Source organism: Chitinophaga tropicalis, assembly GCF_009758205.1.
GTDB classification, from domain to species: domain Bacteria; phylum Bacteroidota; class Bacteroidia; order Chitinophagales; family Chitinophagaceae; genus Chitinophaga; species Chitinophaga tropicalis.
This window is the reverse complement of the sequence record NZ_WRXN01000001.1, coordinates 437,843-462,924: the sequence shown is the minus strand read 5'-3', so window position 1 is coordinate 462,924 and position 25,082 is coordinate 437,843. Positions and strand designations below refer to the sequence as shown.

General features: G+C 44.0%; 21 protein-coding genes and 1 tRNA gene. 12 read left to right on the top strand and 10 right to left on the bottom strand.

What is annotated here, in order from left to right; translation table 11 throughout:
• Positions 1 to 122 precede the first annotated feature (122 nt).
• The 5 genes from gcvT (at position 123) to GO493_RS01910 (ending at position 7,355) form a co-directional block, all read left to right on the top strand.
• Positions 123 to 1,211: a glycine cleavage system aminomethyltransferase GcvT gene (gene gcvT, locus GO493_RS01930; RefSeq protein WP_157304371.1), complete on the top strand. Its 1,089-nt coding sequence runs from the start codon at positions 123 to 125 to the stop codon at positions 1,209 to 1,211.
• A 35-nt stretch (positions 1,212 to 1,246) separates the two neighbouring features.
• Entirely contained in the window at positions 1,247 to 1,720 is a 474-nt protein-coding gene (locus tag GO493_RS01925; RefSeq protein ID WP_157304370.1) for an SRPBCC family protein, read from the top strand.
• Positions 1,721 to 1,772: 52 nt separating this feature from the next.
• Positions 1,773 to 2,498 carry a 2-phosphosulfolactate phosphatase gene (locus tag GO493_RS01920; protein WP_157304369.1) on the top strand — a complete coding sequence of 242 codons (726 nt, stop codon included), beginning with the start codon at positions 1,773 to 1,775 and terminating at the stop codon, positions 2,496 to 2,498.
• Positions 2,499 to 2,678: 180 nt separating this feature from the next.
• Positions 2,679 to 6,422 (top strand): DEAD/DEAH box helicase, encoded by a 3,744-nt coding sequence (locus GO493_RS01915; RefSeq protein ID WP_157304368.1) that lies wholly within the window; start codon positions 2,679 to 2,681, stop codon positions 6,420 to 6,422.
• A 234-nt stretch (positions 6,423 to 6,656) separates the two neighbouring features.
• Positions 6,657 to 7,355: an outer membrane beta-barrel protein gene (locus GO493_RS01910; protein WP_157304367.1), complete on the top strand. Its 699-nt coding sequence runs from the start codon at positions 6,657 to 6,659 to the stop codon at positions 7,353 to 7,355.
• Positions 7,356 to 7,446: 91 nt separating this feature from the next.
• Here GO493_RS01910 and GO493_RS01905 read toward each other — a convergent pair whose 3' ends face one another.
• Complete coding sequence (locus tag GO493_RS01905; protein ID WP_157304366.1) at positions 7,447 to 8,226, bottom strand: enoyl-CoA hydratase-related protein; 780 nt, start codon at positions 8,224 to 8,226, stop codon at positions 7,447 to 7,449.
• Between the two features lie 69 nt (positions 8,227 to 8,295).
• Positions 8,296 to 10,320: a S9 family peptidase gene (locus GO493_RS01900; RefSeq protein ID WP_157304365.1), complete on the bottom strand. Its 2,025-nt coding sequence runs from the start codon at positions 10,318 to 10,320 to the stop codon at positions 8,296 to 8,298.
• 68 nt (positions 10,321 to 10,388) lie between these two features.
• Between GO493_RS01900 and hflX the strand changes: the two genes are divergently transcribed.
• The 7 genes from hflX to GO493_RS31385 all read left to right on the top strand — a co-directional run bounded on the left by hflX (position 10,389) and on the right by GO493_RS31385 (position 16,266).
• Complete coding sequence (gene hflX / locus GO493_RS01895; protein ID WP_157304364.1) at positions 10,389 to 11,579, top strand: GTPase HflX; 1,191 nt, start codon at positions 10,389 to 10,391, stop codon at positions 11,577 to 11,579.
• An 8-nt stretch (positions 11,580 to 11,587) separates the two neighbouring features.
• Positions 11,588 to 11,926, top strand: coding sequence for a Rieske (2Fe-2S) protein (locus tag GO493_RS01890; protein WP_157304363.1), 339 nt, complete (start codon positions 11,588 to 11,590; stop codon positions 11,924 to 11,926).
• A 56-nt stretch (positions 11,927 to 11,982) separates the two neighbouring features.
• Positions 11,983 to 13,563: an ArnT family glycosyltransferase gene (locus GO493_RS01885; RefSeq protein WP_157304362.1), complete on the top strand. Its 1,581-nt coding sequence runs from the start codon at positions 11,983 to 11,985 to the stop codon at positions 13,561 to 13,563.
• Between the two features lie 72 nt (positions 13,564 to 13,635).
• Positions 13,636 to 13,709: transfer RNA gene (locus GO493_RS01880), tRNA-Asn, on the top strand.
• 187 nt (positions 13,710 to 13,896) lie between these two features.
• Positions 13,897 to 15,204 (top strand): AAA family ATPase, encoded by a 1,308-nt coding sequence (locus GO493_RS01875; protein ID WP_157304361.1) that lies wholly within the window; start codon positions 13,897 to 13,899, stop codon positions 15,202 to 15,204.
• Complete coding sequence (locus GO493_RS01870; RefSeq protein ID WP_157304360.1) at positions 15,204 to 15,788, top strand: HNH endonuclease domain-containing protein; 585 nt, start codon at positions 15,204 to 15,206, stop codon at positions 15,786 to 15,788. The genes GO493_RS01875 and GO493_RS01870 overlap by 1 nt, the downstream gene beginning before the upstream one ends.
• 136 nt (positions 15,789 to 15,924) lie before the next feature.
• Positions 15,925 to 16,266, top strand: coding sequence for a DUF6922 domain-containing protein (locus GO493_RS31385; protein ID WP_394350707.1), 342 nt, complete (start codon positions 15,925 to 15,927; stop codon positions 16,264 to 16,266).
• A gap of 626 nt (positions 16,267 to 16,892) precedes the next feature.
• Here GO493_RS31385 and GO493_RS01865 read toward each other — a convergent pair.
• The 8 genes from GO493_RS01865 to GO493_RS01830 all read right to left on the bottom strand — a co-directional run bounded on the left by GO493_RS01865 (position 16,893) and on the right by GO493_RS01830 (position 25,066).
• Positions 16,893 to 17,120: a hypothetical protein gene (locus GO493_RS01865; protein ID WP_157304359.1), complete on the bottom strand. Its 228-nt coding sequence runs from the start codon at positions 17,118 to 17,120 to the stop codon at positions 16,893 to 16,895.
• 65 nt (positions 17,121 to 17,185) lie between these two features.
• A complete protein-coding gene (locus tag GO493_RS01860; protein ID WP_157304358.1) occupies positions 17,186 to 17,620 on the bottom strand; it encodes a toprim domain-containing protein in 435 nt (144 codons plus the stop codon).
• Between the two features lie 69 nt (positions 17,621 to 17,689).
• On the bottom strand, positions 17,690 to 18,676 hold the full coding sequence (locus tag GO493_RS01855) for a type II toxin-antitoxin system HipA family toxin (RefSeq protein WP_157304357.1): 987 nt from the start codon (positions 18,674 to 18,676) through the stop codon (positions 17,690 to 17,692).
• 2 nt (positions 18,677 to 18,678) lie between these two features.
• Positions 18,679 to 19,002, bottom strand: a complete 324-nt coding sequence (locus GO493_RS01850) for a HipA N-terminal domain-containing protein (protein WP_157304356.1) — start codon at positions 19,000 to 19,002, stop codon at positions 18,679 to 18,681.
• Positions 18,999 to 19,190 (bottom strand): helix-turn-helix domain-containing protein, encoded by a 192-nt coding sequence (locus GO493_RS01845; protein ID WP_198315432.1) that lies wholly within the window; start codon positions 19,188 to 19,190, stop codon positions 18,999 to 19,001. Before GO493_RS01845 ends, GO493_RS01850 begins: the two co-directional genes overlap by 4 nt.
• 628 nt (positions 19,191 to 19,818) lie before the next feature.
• Positions 19,819 to 21,366 carry a Fic family protein gene (locus tag GO493_RS01840; RefSeq protein ID WP_157304354.1) on the bottom strand — a complete coding sequence of 516 codons (1,548 nt, stop codon included), beginning with the start codon at positions 21,364 to 21,366 and terminating at the stop codon, positions 19,819 to 19,821.
• A 651-nt stretch (positions 21,367 to 22,017) separates the two neighbouring features.
• Positions 22,018 to 23,211 carry a methyltransferase domain-containing protein gene (locus GO493_RS01835; protein WP_157304353.1) on the bottom strand — a complete coding sequence of 398 codons (1,194 nt, stop codon included), beginning with the start codon at positions 23,209 to 23,211 and terminating at the stop codon, positions 22,018 to 22,020.
• Positions 23,212 to 23,458: 247 nt separating this feature from the next.
• Positions 23,459 to 25,066, bottom strand: a complete 1,608-nt coding sequence (locus GO493_RS01830) for a glycoside hydrolase family 43 protein (RefSeq protein WP_157304352.1) — start codon at positions 25,064 to 25,066, stop codon at positions 23,459 to 23,461.
• Between the last annotated feature and the right edge of the window lie 16 nt (positions 25,067 to 25,082).

Genomic DNA, 25,082 nt, shown 5'->3' with positions numbered 1-25,082 from the left:
AATTATTGAACCAAAAACAGTATTTGTCCCCTGAATTTAGAAAATCAGCCTATTTTTGCGGGGCTTAAACAAAACCTAAACTAAAAACATACCCAAAACAAGAACCGATCATTTATTAAATTATGAAGAACACACCATTTACACACAAGCATATAGCGCTGGGCGCTAAGATGGCTGCTTTTGCGGGCTACAATATGCCGATCTCCTACAGTGGGATCAACGATGAACACCAGGCGGTACGTAATAACGCAGGGGTGTTTGATGTAAGTCATATGGGTGAGTTCATGCTGAAGGGAGAAAATGCACTGGACCTGATACAGCGGGTAACCAGCAATGACGCTTCCAAACTGACGGCCGGCAAGGCGCAATACAGCTGTTTGCCGAACGAACAGGGCGGTATCGTGGATGACCTGCTGGTATATTGTATCGAGGAAAATAAGGTGTATATGCTGGTGGTGAATGCCAGCAATATTGAAAAGGACTGGGAATGGATCAGTAAATTCAATACCAAAGGCGTGGAAATGCACAACATTTCCGATAAAACCTGCCTGCTGGCCATTCAGGGACCAAATGCGTCCAGCATGCTGCAGCCGCTGACAGAAATTGACCTGGTGAACCTGAAATACTACACTTTCGCCAAAGGTGAATTTGCAGGAGTGAAGAATGTGCTGGTGAGCGCTACCGGTTATACCGGAGCTGGTGGTATAGAGATCTATTTTGAAGATAAAGACGGCGCGGCAGATAAGATCTGGGACGCGATCTTTGCCGAAGGTGGCCCTAAAGGGCTGAAACCTATTGGTTTAGGCGCCCGTGACACCCTCCGCCTGGAAATGGGCTTCTGCCTGTACGGTAATGATATAGACGATACTACTTCCCCTATGGAAGCAGGATTGGGCTGGATCACCAAGTTTACCAAAGAATTTACATCCAGCAAGGTATTTGAACAGCAGAAAGCAGCTGGTGTTGAGCGTAAGCTGGTTGGTTTCGAAATGATAGACAAGGGCATTCCCCGTCACGATTATGAGATCAAAGACGCTTCCGGCCAGGTGATAGGTAAGGTAACCTCAGGAACACAGTCACCTTCCCTGCAGAAGGCAGTTGGCCTGGGATACGTAAAAACTGCATTTGCAACCCAGGATTCTGAGATATATATTGCAGTCAGGGACAAAGCGCTGAAGGCTAAAGTGGTGAAGGTGCCATTTTTAAGTTAAGTTCGCTTAAATTGCAAAAAAACCATATCTATTCTATGCCTACTATTCATATAACAACTGTCATTCATGCTCCTATGGACCGGGTATATGACCTGAGCCGGAGTATTACCCTGCATAAGCGCAGCATGGCGCACCTGCAGGAGGAAGCTATCAAGGGGCGTACCAACGGGTTGATAGAGCGTGAGGAAACAGTGACCTGGCAGGCTAAACACCTGGGTAAAATAAGAAGGCTCACCACCAGGATCACAGAAATGAATTATAAGGACTATTTCTGTGATGAGATGGTAGAGGGCGATTTTACTTATATGAAACATGAGCATCATTTTAAAGAGATAGGTAACGGAACAGTTGCAATTGATATAATGGAGTTTGGCACGCCATACGGCTGGCTGGGCAGGATGTTTGAACGGTTTTACCTGAATAAATACATGACCCGGCTGCTGCAGGTGCGGAACGAAGTGATAAAAGAGTATGCGGAGAGTGAGAAGTGGAGAGTGATTTTAGACTAAAACAGGGCCATAGCCTTTGATTGTCATGGGCTATGGCCTTAAAATAACGAGAATGACAGGAGAGCAGAAACCTTCTTTAGAGGTATGTTTATCGCCGGCACTATTACATTTATATGATGTAAAGAACAGTATAGTCGTGATCATCGACGTATTGAGAGCTACTTCCACCATCTGTACCGTGTTATATAATGGCGCCAGCCGGGTTATTCCGGTAGCCAGCGTGGCAGAATGTATAGAGATCGGAAATAAGCTGAATGCTATTACTGCCGGAGAACGTGACGGAAGAATTGCGGAAGGCCTGGAACATGGAAACTCTCCTTTTGAATACCCCAGGGAGTTCATTGAGAACAAAACCCTGGTGCTGACCACCACCAACGGCACCAAGCTGTTGCATATGGCTAAAGACGCCATAGAGATCATTACAGGATCATTCCCCAACATTTCTGCCGTATGTGATTACCTGGTGGCGCAAAAGAAACCGGTCATCCTGGGCTGTGCCGCATGGAAAGACAGGGTAAACATGGAGGATACACTTTTTGCAGGAGCAGTAGTGAGCCGTATCCGGGAACATTTCTCTGTAGACTGTGATTCGGCGCTGGCAGCGGAAGCATTATACCAGACATCTGCCGGTAATATTCATGAAGTAATGAAACAGGCATCCCACTACAAACGCCTGGCTAAATACGGACTGGAAAAAGATATTCATTACTGCCTCACTCCCGATGGCGCCAATGTACTGCCCATTTACCGGAATGGAGAACTTATAGCTGCGGAATAACTGCAGATAATCGCTTTTTATAAAGTGTTTGCCCCTGTGTGCTATACCATGTAGCGCAAGGGTTATCTGTGTTGTAGCTTTTTAAGTTTTTTCTGCGTACTTTTGTGAATTGCCTTTTCACCAGCTGCTAAATATTTTAGTTTAACCCAGGCTGGCAAATAAAGCAGGCAATTTTAAACTATGTCGCTGCCCCAGCTGCTGAAATATGTCTATAATAACGGAACCGATGAGGTGATCCGTAGGGGGAAGCGCATATTTGCTACCGGCGGTGTTGAGCTGCTGGAAGCTGATCCCATCCTCAAATCAGCCACTTTCCGCGTAAAAAGTGATACCCACGCTAATTACTACCGCGTATCCATCAATAAGTATCACGAAACATCCAGCATGTCTGTACGCTGTCAGTGTCCCTACAATCTCGGAGATATATGCCGGCATGAAGCGGCTGCTATGTTCCAGTTGCAGGAAATGCTGGATAAGAATCACTTCGAAAGCTATGATACTCAATACAACCAGCAGCATACGCTGGTGAAAATGAAGTTCATAGATATGAAATCCCTGAAGTTGCTGACTTCAGCAGATATATTCAACGAAGCGGAAAAGATTGCCAAACAGGTAAAAAACATTAAGGTCACTTCTGCCAAAGATGAGAAAGTAGAGGCCACCCTGAAATTTGAAGGGCAGGAATACCCGCTTATCATCCAGCGGAATGAAGAAAGACATTTTGATACCCATTGTACCTGCGACGAAACAGAACATGCCCTCTGCAAGCATAAAACAGCTTTGTTCCTGTATCTGCTGAATGCACACGGGCCATACTATTTTGATACGCTGCGCAACTGGGACAAGGAAAAGAACAAATTACTTTCATTATACGGCTATTCCCTGAGTGACGACCTGGATGGTAAATTCACTTTCTCCTATATGGAAGGAAAGCCATTCCTGCGTGTGCTGGACCCCAGTATCAAACGTGTGGATGGCGCCAATATCAGCCGTCAGCAGGCCCCTCCTCCTCCACCGGATACAGCTGCCGTGATCACACAGCGCCTGGGAGTGGTGTTTAACGGGAATGAACAATTATACCCGTTCTTCAGAATAGACCTGGTAAGCGGGGAAGTGAATGATGAACAGACAGGCTTCGTGTCTCTGGTAAGCAGGCTGGACCTGAGCAAGTACGTAGATTTCTATCAATATAAAGAAGCTGACCGTGACCTGATCACGCCTGTACGTAAGGTACAGGGCATGGAAGTCAGCAAGTTCCTGAGTAAAAACTCACCTTTTGCAGGCATATGGGAGAATATCACGCATGATGATAATGAATCTGCATTGCCTACAGAGACGAAGGAACTGATGCTGGAATACCTGCATCCCAAACTGGCCAAACTGTTCCCGCAGATAGCGGCGCACGGATTGTTATTCCTGCTGCCCAACCGCCAGCAATTTAAAACCAAGAACCTGCAACCCGTACAGCTGGCAGGAGAAAGACTGCAGCCGGTGTTTAAGACACATGCCGGAGCAGATCATGTGGAAGTGACCTGCCATGTGTCTATAGAAGGTGAAATCGTGAATGTGGCAGACAATCAATGGGAAAGCTCCCTCCTCTTCCTCAGGAACCAGGTGTTGTACCTCTTTGAAAATCCACAGGATGCGTTGCATGTAGAGCTGTTCCGTGAAAACGGAAAGATCAGTATCCCTGCTTCCCAGTGGGACACTTACCTGCAGGACTACCTGCTGCCGCTGAGCAGGCAATACCAGATACAGTTTGATAATTCCCTGCTGGCAGAAGTAGATGATATTGTACCTGAATGCAGGGTATTCCTGAAAGAAGTGGGCGAGACTTTCATTATCCAGCCGGGATTTGCATATCACGGGCAGGAAGTGGAATGGAATGATGAGAGCAGGATCACCATGCAGGAGGGCAACAAAGTGCTCATCATTCACAGGAACAAAGAAGCAGAACAGCAATTTGTAGAGAAGCTGAGCAGCCTGCATACCAGCTTTGCCCAGCCTACCAACAATAATTATTTCTTCCTGAAGGCGAAGGAAGCATTGAAGAACAACTGGTTTTTCCTCTTCTTTGACGCACTAAAGGAAATGAACGTACGCGTATTCGGGTTCGATAACCTGAAGAACTTCAAGTTCAGCGCACATAAACCGGTTACCAACCTGCAGATCAGTTCCGGTATAGACTGGTTTGATGCACAGATCGAAGTGGTGTATGGCGATCAGAAGGTCAGCATCCGCGATATTAAACAGGCGCTGGCCAGTAAACAGAACTATGTACAGCTGGCAGATGGCTCTCTGGGATTACTGCCGGAAGAGTGGCTGAAGAAATATTCCCTCCTGTTCAAAATAGGGGAAGAAAAAGATAAAGGCGCCCTGAAGCTGAGCAAATACAACTTCAGCGTAATAGATGAACTGTATGAGTTTATCGATGACGAAGCCATCCTGATGGAACTGGAACAAAAACGCCGTAAGCTGCTGCAGTTCGATGAGATCAGGAACATTGCCCTGCCGCATAACCTGCATGCAACCCTGCGTCCTTACCAGGAGAGCGGTTTCCAATGGCTGAACTACCTGGATGAAGTGAAATGGGGCGGTATCCTGGCAGATGACATGGGTCTTGGTAAAACTATCCAGGCGCTGACCTTTATCCAGCATTATAAGAATAAACATGATGGCAAATGCCTGGCGTTAGTGGTTTGTCCTACAACGCTTATCTATAACTGGGAGAATGAGATCCGTAAATTCACGCCTTCCATCACCTATCATATTCATCACGGTCCTACAAGGTTGAAGAACATTGAGGAGCTGCAGAAATTTGATGTGCTGATCACTACGTACGGCACATTAAGAAGTGATGTGCAGACACTGATGAAGATGGAGCTGGACTATGTTGTGCTGGATGAATCGCAGGCCATCAAGAACCCGCAGAGTAAAGTAACCAAAGCGGCACAGCTGCTCAATACCCGCAACAAGCTGGCGTTGAGTGGTACGCCAATGCAGAATAATACCTTCGATATCTATGCCCAGATGAACTTCCTGAACCCGGGAATGCTGGGCAGCGTAGATTTCTTCCGTAACGAATTTGCTACACCGATAGATAAGTTCCAGGACGAAGAACGTAAGGACCATCTCCGGAAGCTGATCTATCCTTTCATCCTGCGCCGTACCAAAGAGCAGGTGGCAAAAGAACTGCCGGAGAAGATAGAGACCGTCATCTTCTGCGAAATGGATGCCGAACAGCGTCATATTTACGACGCTTACCGTAACTCTTACCGCTCCAAAATATTGGGTGTTATTGAGGACCAGGGCATGGAACGTTCACAGCTCACCATCCTGCAGGGCCTTATGAAACTGCGCCAGATCTGTGACTCGCCCGCCATCCTCAATGAAGCAGAGCAGTATCCCAATCACTCTGTTAAGCTGCATGAGCTGACCCGCGAAATGTCTGAGAACATCAGCAACCATAAAGTGCTTATCTTCTCTCAGTTCCTGGGTATGTTGGGACTGATCCGTGAGAAGCTGCAACATATGAAAATACCGTTCGAGTATTTTGATGGCAGCACATCTGCAACAGAACGTGAGCGCGCTATCCAGAACTTCCAGCAGAATGACGACTGCCGTGTGTTCCTGATCTCTCTGAAAGCTGGTGGTGTGGGTCTGAACCTGACTGCTGCTGACTACGTTTATATCGTAGATCCGTGGTGGAACCCGGCGGTGGAACAACAGGCCATTGACCGTACCCACCGTATAGGCCAGACGAAGAATATATTTGCTTACCGCATGATCTGTAAAGATACTGTGGAAGAGAAGATACTTCAGCTGCAGGAGCGTAAGAAATCGCTGGTGAAAGAGATCATTGCTGATGATACCGGATTTGTGAAGAAGCTTACGAAAGAGGATGTACTGTATCTGTTCAGTTAATTTCCCTGTAACTTTTTAGCCGGCCGAAGGTCAGATACCCCCTCGAAAAAAACGCTTTTGCCGAAGGCAAAAGCGTTTTTTTCGAGCAGTTTTCCTACTACCTGATCTTATCATGCTTTCTTCAGGGCAGGAATATATAGCTGGCCGGATATTTTTGCATTATTTTAACCCTTCATTTTATTCCTATTCCATTAAATTTGCTTAATATTCTCTTTCAAGACTTTATACTTAAACATGAAGAAACTATTCTTTACGCTGGGATTGATGGCGTTTTCGGTTGGCGTTTTTGCACAGGATGCCAAGAATGCAGTTGCTAACAGCGCCATGAGTGCTGCCTCACATTCCAGGGATTTCCTTGTGATCCAGCTTGGATATGTTGGGTTGACAGGTACCGGCGCCGGAAATATTAACACTGGATTTGATCGCCAGTTCAATATTGCGCTGATGTATGACATCCCCTTGCAAAAGACCAATTTCAGCCTTGCGGCAGGTTTAGGGATCGGGTCAGATCACTTCCTGCTGAAAAATCAGGCGCTGGACCTGACAAATACTTCCAGCACTCCTGATTTTGAGGATACAGATGCGTACAAGAAATTTAAATTCGCCACCACTTACCTGGAACTGCCATTGGAGCTACGTTACCGCCAGGTGCCTGAGAATGCCAATAAAGGCTTTAAAGTAGGCCTGGGCCTGAAAATAGGTAACCTGCTGAATGCACATACCAAAGGGGTAACTACCGTTAACGGTAACAGGAATACTGAGAAGATCGCTAATAAATACCTGTTTAATACCTGGCGTTTTGCCGGTACTGCAAGGATTGGTTACGGTAACTTTGCGATCTATGGTACCTATGCATTAAACTCTATGTTCAAAGAAACAGGTACGTACGATGTAAGAGCGTATTCTATAGGCTTTATGCTGAGTGGTTTATAAAAAGATAGTTTGTTTTCTTTTCAGCTGCGTGCAGCGAAAAGAAAACTCCACATAAAAAAGGCTTTAACCGAAGGTTAAAGCCTTTTTTATGTTAATTTCCTTTGAATGCAGGCTTTCGTTTTTCAAGAAAGGCCTGAATGCCTTCCCTGTTATCCTCCGTATTACCGGCAATTTCCTGGCAATACGCCTCATAATCCAACACCGCATCCAGGTTCTCTGTCATACCTTTTGTCAGCATCTTTTTAAGCAGTGCTATAGCTTTGGTTGGTGCATTTGCGTAAAATGCCGCTTCTGCCTGAACAGCCGCATCCAGCTCTTCCGCCTTTACCACTTTATTAACCAGCCCCAGCTCCAGTGCCTCAGTGGCCGATAATTTAGTGGCTTTTGTAGCCAGTTCAAAAGCGCGGTGATAGCCTACTGTACGGGGAAGAAAATAAGAGGACCCGGAATCCAGCACCAGTGCAATATTGATAAAGATCTCTACCATAGCGGATGCTTCGCTGGCTATAATCAGATCGCATGCAAGGGCCAGGGAACAGCCGGCGCCGGCAGCAATGCCATTCAGCTTGCAGATAACGGGCTTGGGCATATTGCGGATAGCACGGATAATAGGATTATAGCGTTTGTGAAGGGATTCGCTCAGGCTTCGCTTGCCCCCATCCATAGCTGCTTTCAGGTCCTGCCCGCTACAGAAGGCTTTGCCTGCACCGGTAAGCACCACTACTCTTACAGCAGGATCTCTTTCTGCCTGTTTAAGGGCATCCTGTAGTTCATAACTGAGCGGATCATTAAAAGCATTGTAAACATCGGGCCGATTAAGTGTAATGGTGGCGATATTGTCCTGGATATCCAGCAGAAGTGTCGTGAACATAACGTCGGGAATTTTTTGGGAGTTAAAGAAGGCATACGAATGGCGTTTGCCACTCGTATGCCAATATGATTAAAGAGTTTCTTTCAGCCATTTGAAGAACTCCCTTTGCCATACAAGGGCGTTCTGTGCTTTCAGTACCCAGTGATTTTCTTCAGGGAAGTAGAGTAATTTACTTTTGATACCCTTGAGCTGTGCCAGCTGGAAGGCCTGTAAGCCCTGCTCTATACCTACGCGGAAGTCTGTACCACCCTGGATGATCAGGATAGGTGTGTTCCATTTGCTGGCATATTCGCTGGGGTTGAATTCCTTATAGACCTTAGCATTTGCTGCATCCCAGTAAGCGCCTATATCCCAGTTGGCAAACCAGAGCTCTTCGGTGGTACCGTACCAGCTTTTCAGATCAAACAGGCCATCATGCGCAACGAATGATTTGAAGCGGTTGTTATGTGTACCTGCCAGCATGTAAACAGAATAACCACCATAGCTGGCGCCTACAGCACCAAGACGGTTCTTATCTACATAAGGCTCCTGGCTGACAGCATCTATGGCGCTCAGATAGTCGCGTATAGGCTGGCCACCCCAGTCCTTACTGATAGAGGCATTCCATTCTACACCATGACCCGGCATACCGCGACGGTTAGGTGCAACTACTATATAACCCTGAGAGGCTATAAGCTGGAAGTTCCAGCGATAAGAGTAGAACTGTGAAAGTGCTGCCTGCGGGCCTCCCTGGCAATAGAGCAGGGTAGGATATTTTTTGGCGGGATCGAAGTCCGGAGGGAAGATCACCCAGCTTAACATCTCTTTGCCGTCGGTAGTTTTGATCCAGCGTTTTTCGATCTTACACATGCCGGTATTGTCGTATATCGCTTTATTGACGCTGGTAAGCGGCTGGAGGGTGCCTTTGGGCAGGGAAACGGTAAAGAGCTCTGCCGCATGGTTCATATCAGTGCGGGAAACTACCAGCGTGTTGCCTGACTGACCAACAATGGCGTTGATGTCAAAGTCGCCCTCTGTTACCTGACGTATATGTTTTGCTGTAGTAGCAGCTATATCTTTCTGCAGTGTGATTTCCAGCAGTTGTTCGGTGCCTTTGATCACGGCCAGGAAGAAGAGTTGTTTATTGTCTTTGCTCCAGGAGATAGATGCCACGGTACCGTCCCAGTCTTTGGTCAGATTGGAGCGGGCGCCGGTAGCTCTGTTCAATACAATGATATCGTTCTTATCAGCTTCAAAACCATCTCTGGCCATGCTTAGCCAGGCCAGGTATTTACCGTCAGGGCTGAAGGAAGGGGCAACATCGTAACCGGCCAGTCCTTCGGAAAGGTTTTTAGTGGCGCGGGTTTCGATATTATATTCGTAGATATCGGTGTTGGTGCTGACTGCATATTCTTTACCGAATTTCTTTTTGGTAACGTAGATGATGGACTTTCCATCGGGCGCCCATATCATGTCTTCCGCTCCGCCGAAAGGCATTTGCGGGCAATCATACAGCTCGCCTTCCATGATATCTGTAGCTGTGCCTACTTTGCCGTTCTCATATGGGGCAAAGAATACGTGCTGGAAATTACCGTCTTCCCAGGTATCCCAGTGACGGTAATTCAGGTTATCATAGATCTGTACATTGGATTTGGGCAGATCGGGATAATGATCGCTGCCGCTTATTTTCTTCAGCTTCACTTCTTTGGAGAAGAGGATATATTTTCCGTCGGGTGAGAAGCGGATGTTCTGCAGTCCTTCCACATTGGCTATCTGTGCAGCGCTGCTGCCGTCAGCATTCATTTCCCACCATTGTCCTTTCAGGGAATACCCGATCTTCTGGCCGCCCAGGGCCGTTACATCGCCCTCTCCACCGGGGGATGTGGTGATCTGTTTAGCTGTGCCTCCTGTCAGTGGAATGGAAAAGAGATTCTTTTCGCTTTTGTTTTCGGCGATATTGTAATTAGAAACACCGAAGATAACTGTCTTACCGTCTGTTGTGATCGTTTCCCCGCTCACCCGGCCCAGTTGCCAGAGTTGCTCAGGCGTCATTTTCTGCTGGGCAGTTGCCATGGTTGTGATAAAAAGTGATGTTAACAAAAGAGGTTTATGCATGTTCAGATGTTGTTTGGAGGGCTAAAAGTAGGGAAAATAGTACCTTCGCATGAAAATTATTATATACTTTGATCGAGAAGAAACAAGTTGTACAACAGGAAGAGCGGGCTGTAATAGTGGGCTTGATCCACAAGGAGCAGACGGAGCGGCAGGTGCAGGAATACCTGGACGAGCTGGTGTTCCTGGCAGAGACAGCAGGAGCTACTACTGTTAAGAGGTTTACCCAGAAACTGTCGCATCCCGACAGAGCTACGTTTGTAGGGAAAGGTAAGCTGGAAGAGATGAAGGACTTTATCACCGGTAGAAATATTACCCTGGTCATATTTGACGATGAACTGACTGGCAGCCAGATCGCCAATATTGAAAAAGTACTGAATGTAAAAGTGATAGACCGCAGTGACCTGATCCTGGATATCTTTGCCCGCAGGGCACGTACTTCACAGGCAAAGGTACAGGTAGAGCTGGCACAGTACCAGTATATCCTGCCGCGACTGAAAGGTATGTGGAGTCACCTGGAACGTCAGGGAGGTGGTATTGGCAGCCGTGGTCCGGGTGAGACCGAGATAGAAACGGACCGCCGTATTATCAAGGATAAGATCTCTTTGCTGAGAAAACGCCTTGCGGAGATTGACAAGCAGGCCCTGACCCAGCGTAAGGACCGTGGTGAGTATATCCGTGTAGCCCTGGTAGGATATACCAACGTAGGTAAGAGCACAATCATGAACCTGCTGAGTAAGAGCGAAGTGTTTGCCGAGAACAAACTGTTCGCCACGCTGGATACTACCACCCGTAAAGTAGTGTTTGAACAGACCCCTTTCCTGCTGAGCGATACTGTAGGATTTATCCGTAAACTTCCCCACCACCTGGTAGAGAGCTTTAAGTCAACACTGGATGAAGTAAGGGAAAGCGATATTCTCATGCATGTGGTTGATATCTCCCATCCCCAGTATGAAGACCAGGTAGAAGTGGTGAACCGTACGCTGCAGGAGCTGAAAGCGTTTGACAAGCCCATTATCATGATCTTCAATAAAATGGACCTTTACGAAGAACAGACCTTCGATAAATGGCTGGCAGAAGATGTTAAACAGGATATCCTGAACCAGCTGAAGGCCGACTGGGATATCCGTACACATGGAAACTGTGTGTTCATATCTGCCCTGGAGCGCCGTAATATCGATGAACTGCGTAAAACCATCATGGAGAAAGTGGTGACACTATACCGTGAACGTTATCCCTACAAAACAGAGTTTTTCTATTAAACAATCACATGGCAAAGCAGTATAACTGGCATCGTTTGAGTGACCTGTACGTAATAGATGGAGAGATCACAGTAATAGAGGTTAGCGGTAAGAAGATCTGCATGACCCGCTACAACGGCCAATTGTACGCTTTTGCCTATAAATGTCCGCATGCCGGAGGCATTATGGCGGATGGTTATATAGATGATAGCGGTAACGTGGTATGCCCCTTGCATCGTTACCGGTTTAATGTTAAGAATGGCTATAACAGCAGCGGAGAAGGGTTTTACCTCAAGACCTATCCGCTGGAGGACCGGGAAGATGGGATATACCTGGGTCTGGAGAAGACCGGGTTATTTGGATGGTAACTTTCTGTTAATCCCCCGTTTTTGCGATTCTGCCCTGCATGGCGTAATTTTTACGCATGTCTACTATCTCTGAAAAACAGATCAGCTTCTGGATAATCGGGTTGCTGGTGCTGGTACACATTACCGGGTTGCCTGTAACTATTATGGAGCCCGATGGTGCTTTATATGCCGGCATTGCCAAACATATGGTACAGCATCATGACTATCTCAACCTCTTTGCCGACGGACATGACTGGCTGGATAAACCTCATTTCCCTTTCTGGATGGCGGCGCTCTCCTACCAGTTTTTGGGCTTTACTTCTTTTGCTTATAAGTTGCCGGCATTGATATTCCTGTTGCTGGGCGTATGGTATACTTATCGTTTTGCATTGTCCCTATACGGTGACCAGGTAGCACGGTGGTCAGCCTGTATCCTGCTGACTGCCGAGCACCTGGTCATTTCCAGCACAGATGTGCGGGCGGAACCTTATCTGACGGGACTGATCATTGCTGCCGTCTATCATCTTTACAAGCGGCAGTTGATACCGGGAGCTTTATTCACTGCCTGTGCTGTAATGACCAAAGGCCCTTTTGCACTGGTGCCTGTGGGAGCCGCTATAGCTGGTCAGTACATCTTTACGAAGCAGTGGAAGGAGTTGTTTCATGTTCGCTGGTTGCTGGTGGCTTTGTTGACAGGCATCTTTATCATCCCTGAACTTTATGCTTTGTATGTTCAGTTTGACGCACATCCGGAGAAGGTTGTTTTCGGGCAAACAGGAGTATCCGGTATCCGGTTCTTTTTCTGGGACAGCCAGTTTGGGCGGTTTATGAATACGGGGCCGATCAAGGGTAATGGAGATCCTTCCTTCTTTTTCCATACTGTGTTATGGGCGTTCCTGCCCTGGTCTGTTTTTCTTTATGTAGCAGTGATCATGTTTATCAGGAAAGGCCGGCAGGCGAAGGAATACTATTGCATCAGCGGAGCGTTGGCAACCTTCCTGCTGTTCTCTTTGTCAAGGTTCCAGTTACCGCATTATCTGAATATCGTTTTCCCTTTCTTTTCGATCTTAACTGCCCGGTATATTTTATCTGTCGAAAAGATCAGGGCTTTCCGTATCACACAGTATATAATCATGGGCATTATAGGTATTGCAGTGATTGGCTTGTGGGCTTTATACCGTCCTTCAGTCAACTATTTATTCGTTGTATTAATGCTGCTGGTAGCTGGCGCTTTCATCTTTTTACCCCTGAAAGGTCTGCCGTTGATCTTCTTCAGGACCTGTCTTGCCAGTGTGTTCTTAAACCTGTTTTTAAACGGTTTATTTTACCCGGATGTGTTGCAGTACCAGAGTGGCAGCACTGCAGCTTTTTATGCCAATAAAGCGCTTAAAGGAGAGGCTATAGGCTTTTATAAGGTGAACTCCTATGCTATGGAATATTATTTAGACGCCCCGGTCCTGAGATCTGATACCCTCTCCTCTCTCATCTTCACGACCCCTGAGCAGAAAGATACCCTGGAAATGAGGGGGCATCGTTGCAAGGTGATCAGTTCGTTTCCACACTTCCCTGTGACAAAACTGGACCTTCAATTTGTAAATGCTGGTACCCGTAGTTCCGCTACTGGAAAGCGTTTGCTGGTGTTGGTGGATTCTTTTTGAAAAAAAAGTAAAGAAAGATTTTGTGGAAATGAAAAATTATCTATTTTTGCAATCCCGAAACGGGAAACGCACTCCTCCTTAGCTCAGTTGGTTAGAGCATCTGACTGTTAATCAGAGGGTCGCTGGTTCAAGTCCAGCAGGGGGAGCGGAAAGGAAAAGGCTTGCAAACATCAGTTTTGTGAGCCTTTTTTGTTTTTAGTAACTTCAGAAATAGAGATGGTTTTCCATCTTTGAAAAAGTTTTGACTGGTTTTGATCATTTTGAGGCCAAAATGTAGTTTGAATACTCTTTATCTTTAAGATACCCGCTTCAATATAATACTTAATCAAGGCTATGAAAATTAAAAAACTTAATATAAAATCATACAGGCACCTGGAAGATGTAAATTTTGATTTTACTTATCCGGAGGGACATAAGAAGGAGGGACTGCCTTTGGATAAGATTTGTATTATTGGGCAGAGTGCAACGGGAAAGACAGGGATTTTGGAGTTGTTTAAAGATAATATATCAAGTCTGTCTAAGGCGAAGATTCTCGGCAACACTAGCAACACTTATTTACTCCAATATGATAATTCGCTTTTAGATGGGAATGTACAAATAGAATATCTATGCCATGATGGGAATCTGATTACTGAAAAAAATAAAATTAGTAAGAACGGGACTGAATTTCAGGATTTACCTTCTGAAGTTTCCGGTACTGAAAGTATGCTTATCCAAGAGGGATTGAAGTTACTGTATTTCAATGCTGATATTATTTCAAAAGAGACAATAGATATCCTTAATCAGAATCCTTTAGACATTCTTAGCGTCATGTCTGACAAAAGGCAAGGTAATTCTAACGCTAACGGACATTCTCATAACTCAGAATACATTTATGAATTTTCGCAAGCTGTAAATGTTGAAGTATGGCTTTTGTTGCTGAGTAAAATATTGAATTATAGGAAGGCATTTACGCAGTTGATGTCTGAATTAATAAATAAAGGCGTTATAGGAGACTTAAACAGACTGAACAAAGAATACATTAATTGGTCAAAAGTTCACGAAAATCCACTATCGGCTTTTGCAGAAGCGATTAATCCAGTCTTAGATAAATTGGGTTTGGAAGTTGATCTAGTTAATACAGAATATACGGTTCCTATCCGCTCAAAAATTACTGGAGATATTATTTCAATTTCAAACTTAAGTACAGGGACTAAAGGACTATTACTTTCTTTATTTCCTTTAATGCAGTTGAATACTGATAATGCTATTATCCTATTAGATGAACCTGAACGGTCCCTCTTCCCCGATATTCAGATTGATCTAATGTCCTATTATCAAAAGCTGGCACCTAATGCTCAATTTATAACTGCGACTCACTCCCCCTTTATTGCTGCAGCTTTTGAACCGGAAGAGAGGTTTATTTTATACTTCGATGCAGATGGTAAGGTAGCTGTTCGGAAAGGAGAATCTCCAATTGGAGATGACCCTAACGATATGCTTATGAATGACTTCAAAGTGAAATACTATAACGAATTCGGAAAGGAGGCATACAAAAAATATCTCGATCTTAAAAGAAGAATAATGCAAGAGAAAGATCAGGATAAAAAAAATGAGCTGCTTATCGAATTAACGAAGTTGGGTGATAAATACAATTTTTAATGAGAAGGGCCATTAAAGGGGACAATTCGAGGATTGTAACAGAAGAATTGAAATACAAACCTCAAAATTCCACAAATAATAGAAAGATTGCAGAAATTCTATGGAAAGAGCAGAAAGGTTTTTGTGCCTATACTGATGAATATATCAGTAGGACAGATGCGAGGGATATTGAGCATTTTAATCCAACCTTAAAGGGTACAGATGACGATCACTATTCTAATTGGTTTTTAGTGAAGCATCAATGGAACCTGGAGAAAAAGAATTGGATTGAATTCCAGCCGGTATTACATCCTACGGCAGATAAGCTGGAAGACAGGATTGTGTATTGGGAAGGAGATTATTTTGTTAAAACGGAAGCAGATACAGAAGCTGTAAATCTTTTAAAGTTATTAAAACTTGATGATCCGGAATTGGCGGAAAAAAGGAAAAAATACATACGAAGAAGAAAGGAAGATATAGCTATTCGGGAAAATGATCCCCTAACCTATTTCATCAATCTAATTAGTGATAATGAATGTGAGGTCTCTTATCCAAGAGCAATAAAGGAGGAGTTTGGTGTGGACATATTGCAGATATTGGATTGATTCTACTTAAAGCGTAGGTGATAGTTGAATTTATTATATTCGATTTAATGAACTAAGCAAAAAAGATTTACATTCTGCTAAGCCTTTTTTGCTTAGATGTACGTTCTCATGTCTTATCTGGTATGCCGGATAAGACATGAGTACCCTGGTTTTTGGTATATTAACAGTGCAAACGAATCCTAACATAACGAAATCTGTATTATCCCGTAGAGCATTCTGGGATGTAGATCTGAAACAATTAGATTTCGATCGGTATCCAGAGTTTACTATTGTACGGATAATGGAACGAGGGACCTCGAATGACATTGGGGAGGTTATTCGCTATTATGGTAAAGATAAAGTACAAAGTATTCTTACTAATTCAGAATGTCTTCTACCGCGGGCACAAATAATTTCACGTAGACTTTTCCACCTGCACAATAGTGATTTTAAATGCTCTACGGGAACACAACGAGCGAAAAATTATTCAATGTTTTAAGTCGGCTAATGAGCTACTTGAACTAAGCTTCAGAAGTGGCGAAGGTTTTAGGGATTACCAGTTACATCATCGTTAAAAATTATTCAAAGTTTCCTTTGTTAAATCTGTCAATTCCGAAAAGGTACTGATCCTGAGATCAACTATGTTTAATCCCACAATGGCGGCCGAATACCAGGCAGGATAAGTATCTGTATGAGGCATTAAAGCCCAGATCAAAGGACTGTATGGGCTTGTGTCAGTGTCATTATCGGGGAGCTTATCTTGTAATTGCTCCCGGTAAGATATACATTCCTGTAGTGAAGCCTGGCCTGATGTAAGTTGTTCTAAAAGTTTAAGTGCACCTTTACCAAGGTCGTCCAGGTCTTTCTCGACTAGCGACCAACGGGAGCGGTGGGCAAGCGGTGTTTTTGTCGAACCGTTTTGTGTTCGACAAAAACACCGCTTGCCTTAAATCGGGCGCTTAAAATCGATCCTGCAAGCCACCGCAGTTTTGAGCAGTGGCAAAGCGGGGAAAAGCCGCGTTGCTCCCAATGATTCGACCGCCATCATTTGCTGGATTCCTGGTTGAAAACCTTCGGGCTATCCACGCCATATTTCCGGAGGTTGGCTTTCAAATTCATCCAAAGCTAGATGTTGAAGTCGGCCAGTTCCATTAGATCTTCCCGGTCGAGCTTGTGAGGATTGGTAACTTGACCGGCCTCCTTTCCTCCAGACTGACCTTCGGTGAAGGAATAAATATTAGGCGCGTACCCTTCCCCGATCTCCAGGCTTTTTGAAATGGCAAGGCTGCTACCGTAAAGTTTCAGGAGCTTTCCGCAGGAAAGGGAGAGCGTTTTGCGTTTCAAATCTGCCATCTGCGTCGTTTTTTATGATTAAAAAATAGATTGAATTGGTTTAAGAGATTATCATCTTGAAGAACTTATATGCGCTTACCCTTCTTGCTTTGAGAAATATCCGGTGGAGGGTGTTGGACATCCCGCAAGACCTTACCTGCCTGTGGGAGGATAGATTGATCCTGCTTCAACTTTGGGAAATTTTGGATCAGCCAGTCGTTCAGGTCATTATTACCGGCGTAGAGGTGGCTCCCGTCGCGGAATTGCGGCCCGAACTTCAACGCCTGGCTGGTGCATTGGAGTCCTGCGGCATCCCGGTCCAGGTAGAGGGTCACCCCGGCATGTTGGGCAATGACGGATCTGTTCTTTTGAAAGTAGGCGAGGGAATTCAGGACCAGGAAATTGCAGGTTGGTAGAGAGCGGTATTGCCCAACGGTAAGAAAGGACAGGAAATTGAAAAAGCCTTCAAACACCGCCAGCTTTAAGAAATAACAGCCAAAGGAAATCACAGTTTGAGCCATCTATGTTCGAAGTTTGGCCAATTCGAAAGCAAAATAACCTATTGTTGAATTGCACCATCGATTAGCCTTTCACGTCTTTTCTAGTTGTCGCAATCGACCTTGATACGATTGCCAATAATTGCGTTTGGTGGTTTCATCCAGATAGGACGCCAACGTTAATTCCTGCACCTTATTTGTTTCGGAAAGCATAAGTTGCCTGATTGCATCGAAGGAGGCCCGGGAAATGCCTGCCTGATCGGCTAATACTGAGAATTGCTGCATAATTTTACCCTGCGCTAAATTCTTGGGGAGTAAGCCATCATCTAAGGCGAAATCCTTGTCTTTAATGTGGATCCGACTGTTAAGCAAGTCATACGCCGGACTCAGGCGATAATCCCCCATTGGCGTTTCGAGGAGAGAAAAATTCTTGAAATGTGCATCTCCATTTGAGAATAAATAGTTGAACATGAGTAGTTTCAGTAATTTGGGCGCTTCCACGGGATAAGCCGGGACGTATTTCTGCATGAGCTGAAATAACTCCAAATAGTTACCGAGATATTTATAATGTTCTCCTTGTGTTTGAGGCATGCGCCCGGCTAATGATGCGAAATCTTCCTGCGCAAGTTTCCTATCATTTTCATCGACATCAAAACGTTTGGTGATGTACGCGGGTGCTCCATTCCGGAAGAAGATCAGCGCATTCTCCGCCGTTTCAATATGATATACTTGTCGCGCAATCTGCATGGTAAGGTGTTCATTTGCTGGCATCTGGTCCGGTCGCCGGCCGGCTGCCGGAATTGGTTTCAGGATGTAACTACCTCGTTCGCCCTCTTTAATCAATCGAAGTTTGTTCTTCTCGAGCAGAACGGAGAATTTTTCTTGTACACCCGAGATAGATATTCGTTTTCTGTTCTCATCAAAGAGTTCGTCCATTGCCGCATTAGAGGCGGGTGAATCATAGGGAAGAAGATGACTTACCTTGCGGCCCTTGAAGACCCTGACGAGTGCCGTTCGACTATAGGTATGGTAGCCAGGGGCCAGCGTACCGGGACAGTGTTGGATATCTGGTAAACTCATGTTTAATCGATTTTAGATACGGTAACTGCGCCGATGGTATCTGTTTGGGCAATCGTCAGCAATAACCCGAAATAGTCGGTTTTGTCCAAGTGGTTAAGTTGGCAAACGACCTGTTTGTTTGATCCTTCCGGCAGCATGTTGTAAAAGAACGGGAATAGGTAATTAGAATGGTATGGTGAGGCGGTCTTCGGCAATGTAAGGCTGATGGCTGGCTTGCTACTGTCTTCTACCCACGATGCATTATACTGGAACGTGAACGTACCATCATCATGTTGTGTTAATACGCCGGCTTCTTGCCCTTTGAAAAGAATGTTGGCTGCTCTCATGTGTTAATCCCCTTGTTTTTAATAACGACCGTTACTTCAAGTCCCAGTGCGTCACCGAGCTTTTGGAGTGTTTGTAAGGTAGGATTGCCCTTGCCGCTTTCAAATTGTTTCAAGGTTCTCAATGCTACGCCGGAAAGTTGGGCGAGCGTCTCCTGCGTCACATTTAGAGATTCTCTTCTGGCTTTCACGATGTTGAATATTTTTCTAGAGTGCATTATAATACCTTTTTCAGAGTAAATTTAAGCATTCTGAAGTAAAAATTCATTGTAAAGTGCAGCAAAAAGCACTTTTCGAAGAAAATATGTGTAAAGTACACCCAAATATAATAAAAAGGGCATTGTAATGCCCTTTTTAGATTTATCTGCCCGTTAACTGGATCGTAGCTATTAGCCAATTGTTCACTTTTTTGAGACTGTTCACTAAAAATGAACGGCCCAAAAAAGTGAACAACCAGGCCTTCCTGTCGCCCTGTTGAAACCTCCTAGAAGATTTTCATTAAGTGTAGAACGTAACAATGAGGTTATTAAATTTCCAGCTAATGAATGGGATGGAAACTTTTCTGATAAATCGGAGAGCACTTCGACAACAGTTTACATTATAGACCTGATAATACTAATCGAGTCTGTTTATCAGAATATAGTTAAAGAAAACGATTCCGACAATTTAGAACTATTGCTTGCTGATGGAATTGAAGAATTAAAAACAAGATTTACAATTGTTTATTGACTTGAAGCAGTTGTGATTTAATCTGACAGTTGGGTTAATTTTAAGTTACCACATAATGTTAGTTTTTTAATACGTTATGGTTTCCTCCTATTAAATACTTGCAACCGGCTTCCCCTGAAGTCCTTGCAATACTAAATTACCTATAAATGATGCAAAAGGCCTGATGTCCTGACCAACACTTGCACTTTCTAGCGCCGCCATATATTCGGCTCTACTTTCCACCGGGATTACCGTCCAGGGATATCCTCCAGAAGCGAGCATAGTATTCATGAGAAATCGCCCCATTCTACCATTTCCATCCATATATGGATGAATAAACACAAATATAAAGTGACCTAATACTGCCCTGACCCCGGGTTCTGATTCTTCTGCCAATAATTCAAATAGGGTCGGCATTGCGTCTTTTACTGCGTCTTTATTTAATGGTACATGTTTCGAGCCGAAAAGATATACCGGATGATTTCTATAGCCTGCTAAATCTGCTGGTTTTAATAAGCCGGCTGCTACACTTGGCGTAAATAATTCGCGGTACCAATCCCCATGTTCATTATCCGCTACAACACCAGCATTCTCATTATTCAAAATTTTCCGGATGCTTGATTCAACTTTTTGGAATGCTTGCCAATAACCTCTTGCTGCCATCGCATCTCTTTGTTTCTTATCTTCTTCGTTGTCTTTATGGTTCCATGCTCCTGTACGTACTCTTTCGATTAATTCTGGTGTCACTTTATACTTTTCAATTGATAACGAGTGATAGGCATCTGTGACATAAATCGCATTAACTTTACGTAAATACTCGTCCTTATCAGCAGGAATTCCGGGAGGCCCCGGAAATACCTCCAATATAGCGGGACGCATTGCATTCCACATTAATTTGATTCTGTTCACATAGGAAGATCTTTCCCGTGGACTTAACTTTATCTGTAATTTTTCTTCGAATGGGTCTGCTTCTCTCACATCATAACCTGCAGCTTTCATTGTTTTTACAATGTCATCTGCTATTCTATCCTGCCCATTATTCCGAAATGCACCTGCTAACCTTCCGGCAACTGTTGAATGGCCTCCTTCTAATAATATCCCTAATATATCAGATGAATCCGGAATGATTGATAATGCAGTTCTGATATCGGTAGTATTGCGAGTGAAAATTGTTGGAGAACTATGAACTAGTGCAGCGGGTAAAGTCAGCATCTTTATCCCATTTATAGTAGTTGTTTCCCTGACTTCCGGAAGTTCAGACTTAATGTTAAAAATCGACGTTTGATGCAACAGTTCTGTTTGATGGTTACTTGCTTCAGGAGATCTGATAAGTAGCTGAGTGGGTACTGTCCAGTTTCCGGCATATATTAAAACAGATTGTTCAGGCGATATACACCAATTATCCTTATATCTTTCATGTAGAAAAGTCGAACAAAATTCCCAAAAGTTACTGTACCATGAAGTTGTATCCCCAGGACGTTCGTCAGGGCTAGAAATTATATACCATCCTCTTAATACTTCTTTTAAAAACCCATTGGCGATCAACCTATCCTTGTGCGTCCGTGATAGTTCATCCGATTTAATTGCGACTTTTCCTTGTTCTTGAAGTTTTCGCAATTCATCTAATGAAGCAGCTAATCTTTCTGCCGGAGTAGCCATAATATTGTATATTATTTATTATATATTTGTTATGAGCTAATAAACAATAATTGTTCCCTTAACTCTATCTATTAACTAACTATCTTATATCTTACCCACTAACTTATTTAGTGTTAAGTTAAGTGTTAAAGTTAGACTTAAGTGATGTGCTTAAACTAGAGTTTAATGTTGTGTCAAAATTAGGTTTAAATGTTGTATTGAAGTTAGACTTAGTTGCTAAATTTATAAATTATTTAATATTGCAGTAATCTTGGGTCTAAATAGCAATCAAATATCAAAGGTTAAATAGCTAAAAGTTAATTTACCCGGATAAACTCGGTACTCACTCCCGACAGCTTCATAACTGTTGAGAAAGTATGCCTTGCCATATACGTGGTTACCTTCTTCTCAGTACCTAATTTTTACACGAATCTTCTCATCCAGTCATTTATTGACTGGAGGAACAACTCAATCAACTCAACCTGCCTGAGTGGGGTGATGCCATGTTCCAGAACGGGAAAGAGGTAATTATCTGGTTTCGATCCTTATTGCCCCAGTAATCTATAATCTTCTGCATATCCTCCGTAATGTAGACGATGATCGGACGCGGATCGAGGCGGGTGGTGTTCTCTGTTTTGGAGCGTTCGAATATGGATGGATGAAAAGCAAAAGTTAACCTTTCATGTATTTGCCAGGATGCTTATTAACATACTTTATAAATTCTTCAGAGCATGCTCCAAACTGCTGATAATTGTTGCGTGCGTCTTTTAAACTCATATGATTGACGGCACTTACCTTATCGTCTTCAGCCGTCCCGTCATCTTCCCAGAAGCAATTCAGGCAGATATCATACTGACCTCTTTCCCGGATAGTTCTGTAGCCACAGCATGCACAAACTTCATACAACATCGGCTCTCCTTCTATGGCGAAATGTACGTGCTGTATTTTTAACAATATCTCTCGGAGATATTCATTCGTAACATTCAGTAATTGGAATTTAATGAAGTTGATGATCTCTGCATCATATTTTTCATCTGCGGCATCAACAGGGACTTCATCAAGGATGTCCAGAATAATATCATACCGTTCATTGATATCGAGTGATGCAAGGTCGTTCCAGGCTACAAGATCAATAGCCTCGTTCCGGCTTATCACTTTATTTGTGAGAATAGCCCTTACACATATAAAGTGCGGATTTTCCTTCAGGAACGTATACTCATCCGGGTATTTTTCTTTACACGTTTCCGTAGGCTGAGGTGTGATGATCTGTTCGATATGAAAGTTACTTCCCTGGAGCGTCTCTTCTATTTCCTGCCATGTCCGGTGATATACGTCCATGTAAATACCAAAGCTTTTCCAATACACGCTTTCCATTTGTTTCCCGGAAATCTTTTTATCCTTTAAAGCAGGGCTTTCAGGATGATCTGTTGAAAAAACCAGGTACCCTCCCGGCTTCAGCACGCGGGCAAATTCTCCAAATACGTACTGCAGGTCATCCAGGTAGTGAATTACAAGGGAGCAGTAAATAATATCGAACTCAGCATCCGCAAACGTCTCCAGTCCCTTATTCAGATCCATTGCCAGCACCCTGGCTTTACCTTCCGTTGCCTTCCGGGTAAGTTCAACCATTGTATCACTGTAGTCAATAGCAGTAACAACCCCGTCATTTTCCAGAAGTGATTTTGCAACAATACCAGGGCCGCAACCGGCATCGAGGATACTTTTCCCTTTCAGATCTTCAGGCAATAGCGACATAGATGCAGGCCTTTCGTAATAGGCATTCCATGGATTGGCTATTATTGAATCTGCATACTGTTTTACAAATTCAGGGTTAGAATAGATCTTATGCGAAAGAGATTGACTCATGAGGGCATGTATTAATGACCAAAACTACTTAATGACAACTAAATTACGCTATCCTTTTCTGCCCGATTGCGATACCCCCCTATTTTTGTCGCTTTTAGTCCCTTTTCATTTCGAAGATGACGGCTACTTTTGAGAAGCAAAATGTTGAACTATGCGTAAGCTAATTATGAAAATGTCAATATCGGTCGCTGGGTTTGTTGGTGGTCCCAGATAGCCACTTCAAACTATCCCATCTCTTTTTTGACCGTCACTTGCTATATTTATATCTGACGTAATCTATATCCACAGACCCTTTATCGGCATTATTGTTATAGTTATAAATGGCCAGCCTGTCTCCTCTGTAATCACCCCACATCAATTCACAAGGTTCACCAAGAGGTGTATATATTTTTCCGTCCAGACTGTAAAAATATTGGCTTCTGCCATCCAGTCCCCATATAGATTTCAACCAGAGGTTATTACCAGTAATTAAAGGTCCTTTTGTAATCTTGCTTTTAAACGTGACTTCTAAAGTTTTACTGTTTCCTTTGCATGTAACCCCGATGGCTGAATATTCCGGAGTACTGAAGTGTGCAAGACCGGCTCTTTGCCCGTCTAGCATGTTACTGATATCCAATCTTATAACCGCTTCATTAGAAACGGTTCGATATGAGCGCTGGGTAAGTGTATTGCCAGCCTTCAGGAGATTATCGTTTTCCAAAGGTTTGAAAGCATGCAGCCTTAACCAGCCCAGCCTTTCAGTCAGGGACCATTTTTCCCGGCGTGGTTGGTAATTCCACTCCCATTGTGGAGAAAGCATACTGCTCTTAAAATCATCGTCAGTTTGGGGAGTGAGTATTTTACCTGTGTTAGCAGGATTTTTTCCCGACCAAACCATTTGACCTATTTTATCGGGACCGGGTTTGCCAATTATAGGCCAACCCTCCATCCAGAAGACAGGCAGTAAACTCACGATCCGGCCAGACCAGTCGCCGCCGGAACCATGGTGAGTAAGAAAATACCAGTCTCCCTTAGCTGATTGAATAATGCCACCCTGGTTAGGTTCATTAAATTCCCGTTGAACATGGCTTAATTTCCTGGGGCCTTCATATGGCCCCCAGATGTTTTGCGAGCGCTCCATCATAATTGCACGACCTCCATCCCGTACTTCGCTGAAGAAGTGATAGTAAGTGCCGTTAATTTTATAGAGCTTGTTGGCCTCACTTCCTTTCGACCGATAAATAACTTTATCAGATTCTCTGATTAAGGTTTTTCCATCAGCAGTCATTTTGAAAAGATGGATTTTATACCCGTCAGCGAAGTTTGTTCCTATGAAATATCCCTGTCCATCATCATCCCAAAATGGACAACAATCATCCCATCCTTTTTCAGCCATCACCTGGTGCAGTGGTTCCCATGGACCTTCTGCCCTGGAGGCAGAACTCATAAAATATCCCATATCAGGATCGCCAAAATATACCCAGAACTTATTATTGTGATAACGGATAGCCCCTGCCCAGACACCCCTGCCATAACGGTTCATCCTGTCCCAATTCATTTCCGGAGAAATGGTGGAAATATCATTCACCACGTGGCCCAGTATTTTCCAGTTCACTAAATCCTTTGAATGAAGAATGATGAATCCTGGTGAGTATTGAAATGTGGATGAAACAGCATAATAATCATTACCGACACGGATACAATCTATATCGCTGTAGTCGCCTGGTAATACAGGATTAACATAAGTGCCGTTGCCCTGATCTCCCCAGGTTTTCCATTCCCCCCATATACGTGTTTTTGTATCTGTTTGGCTAAAACATTTTAAAGACGTGAGCGTAGCTAAAACGACAGAGACAAACGCAATCCTGTAAAACATATAAGTAATTAATTAT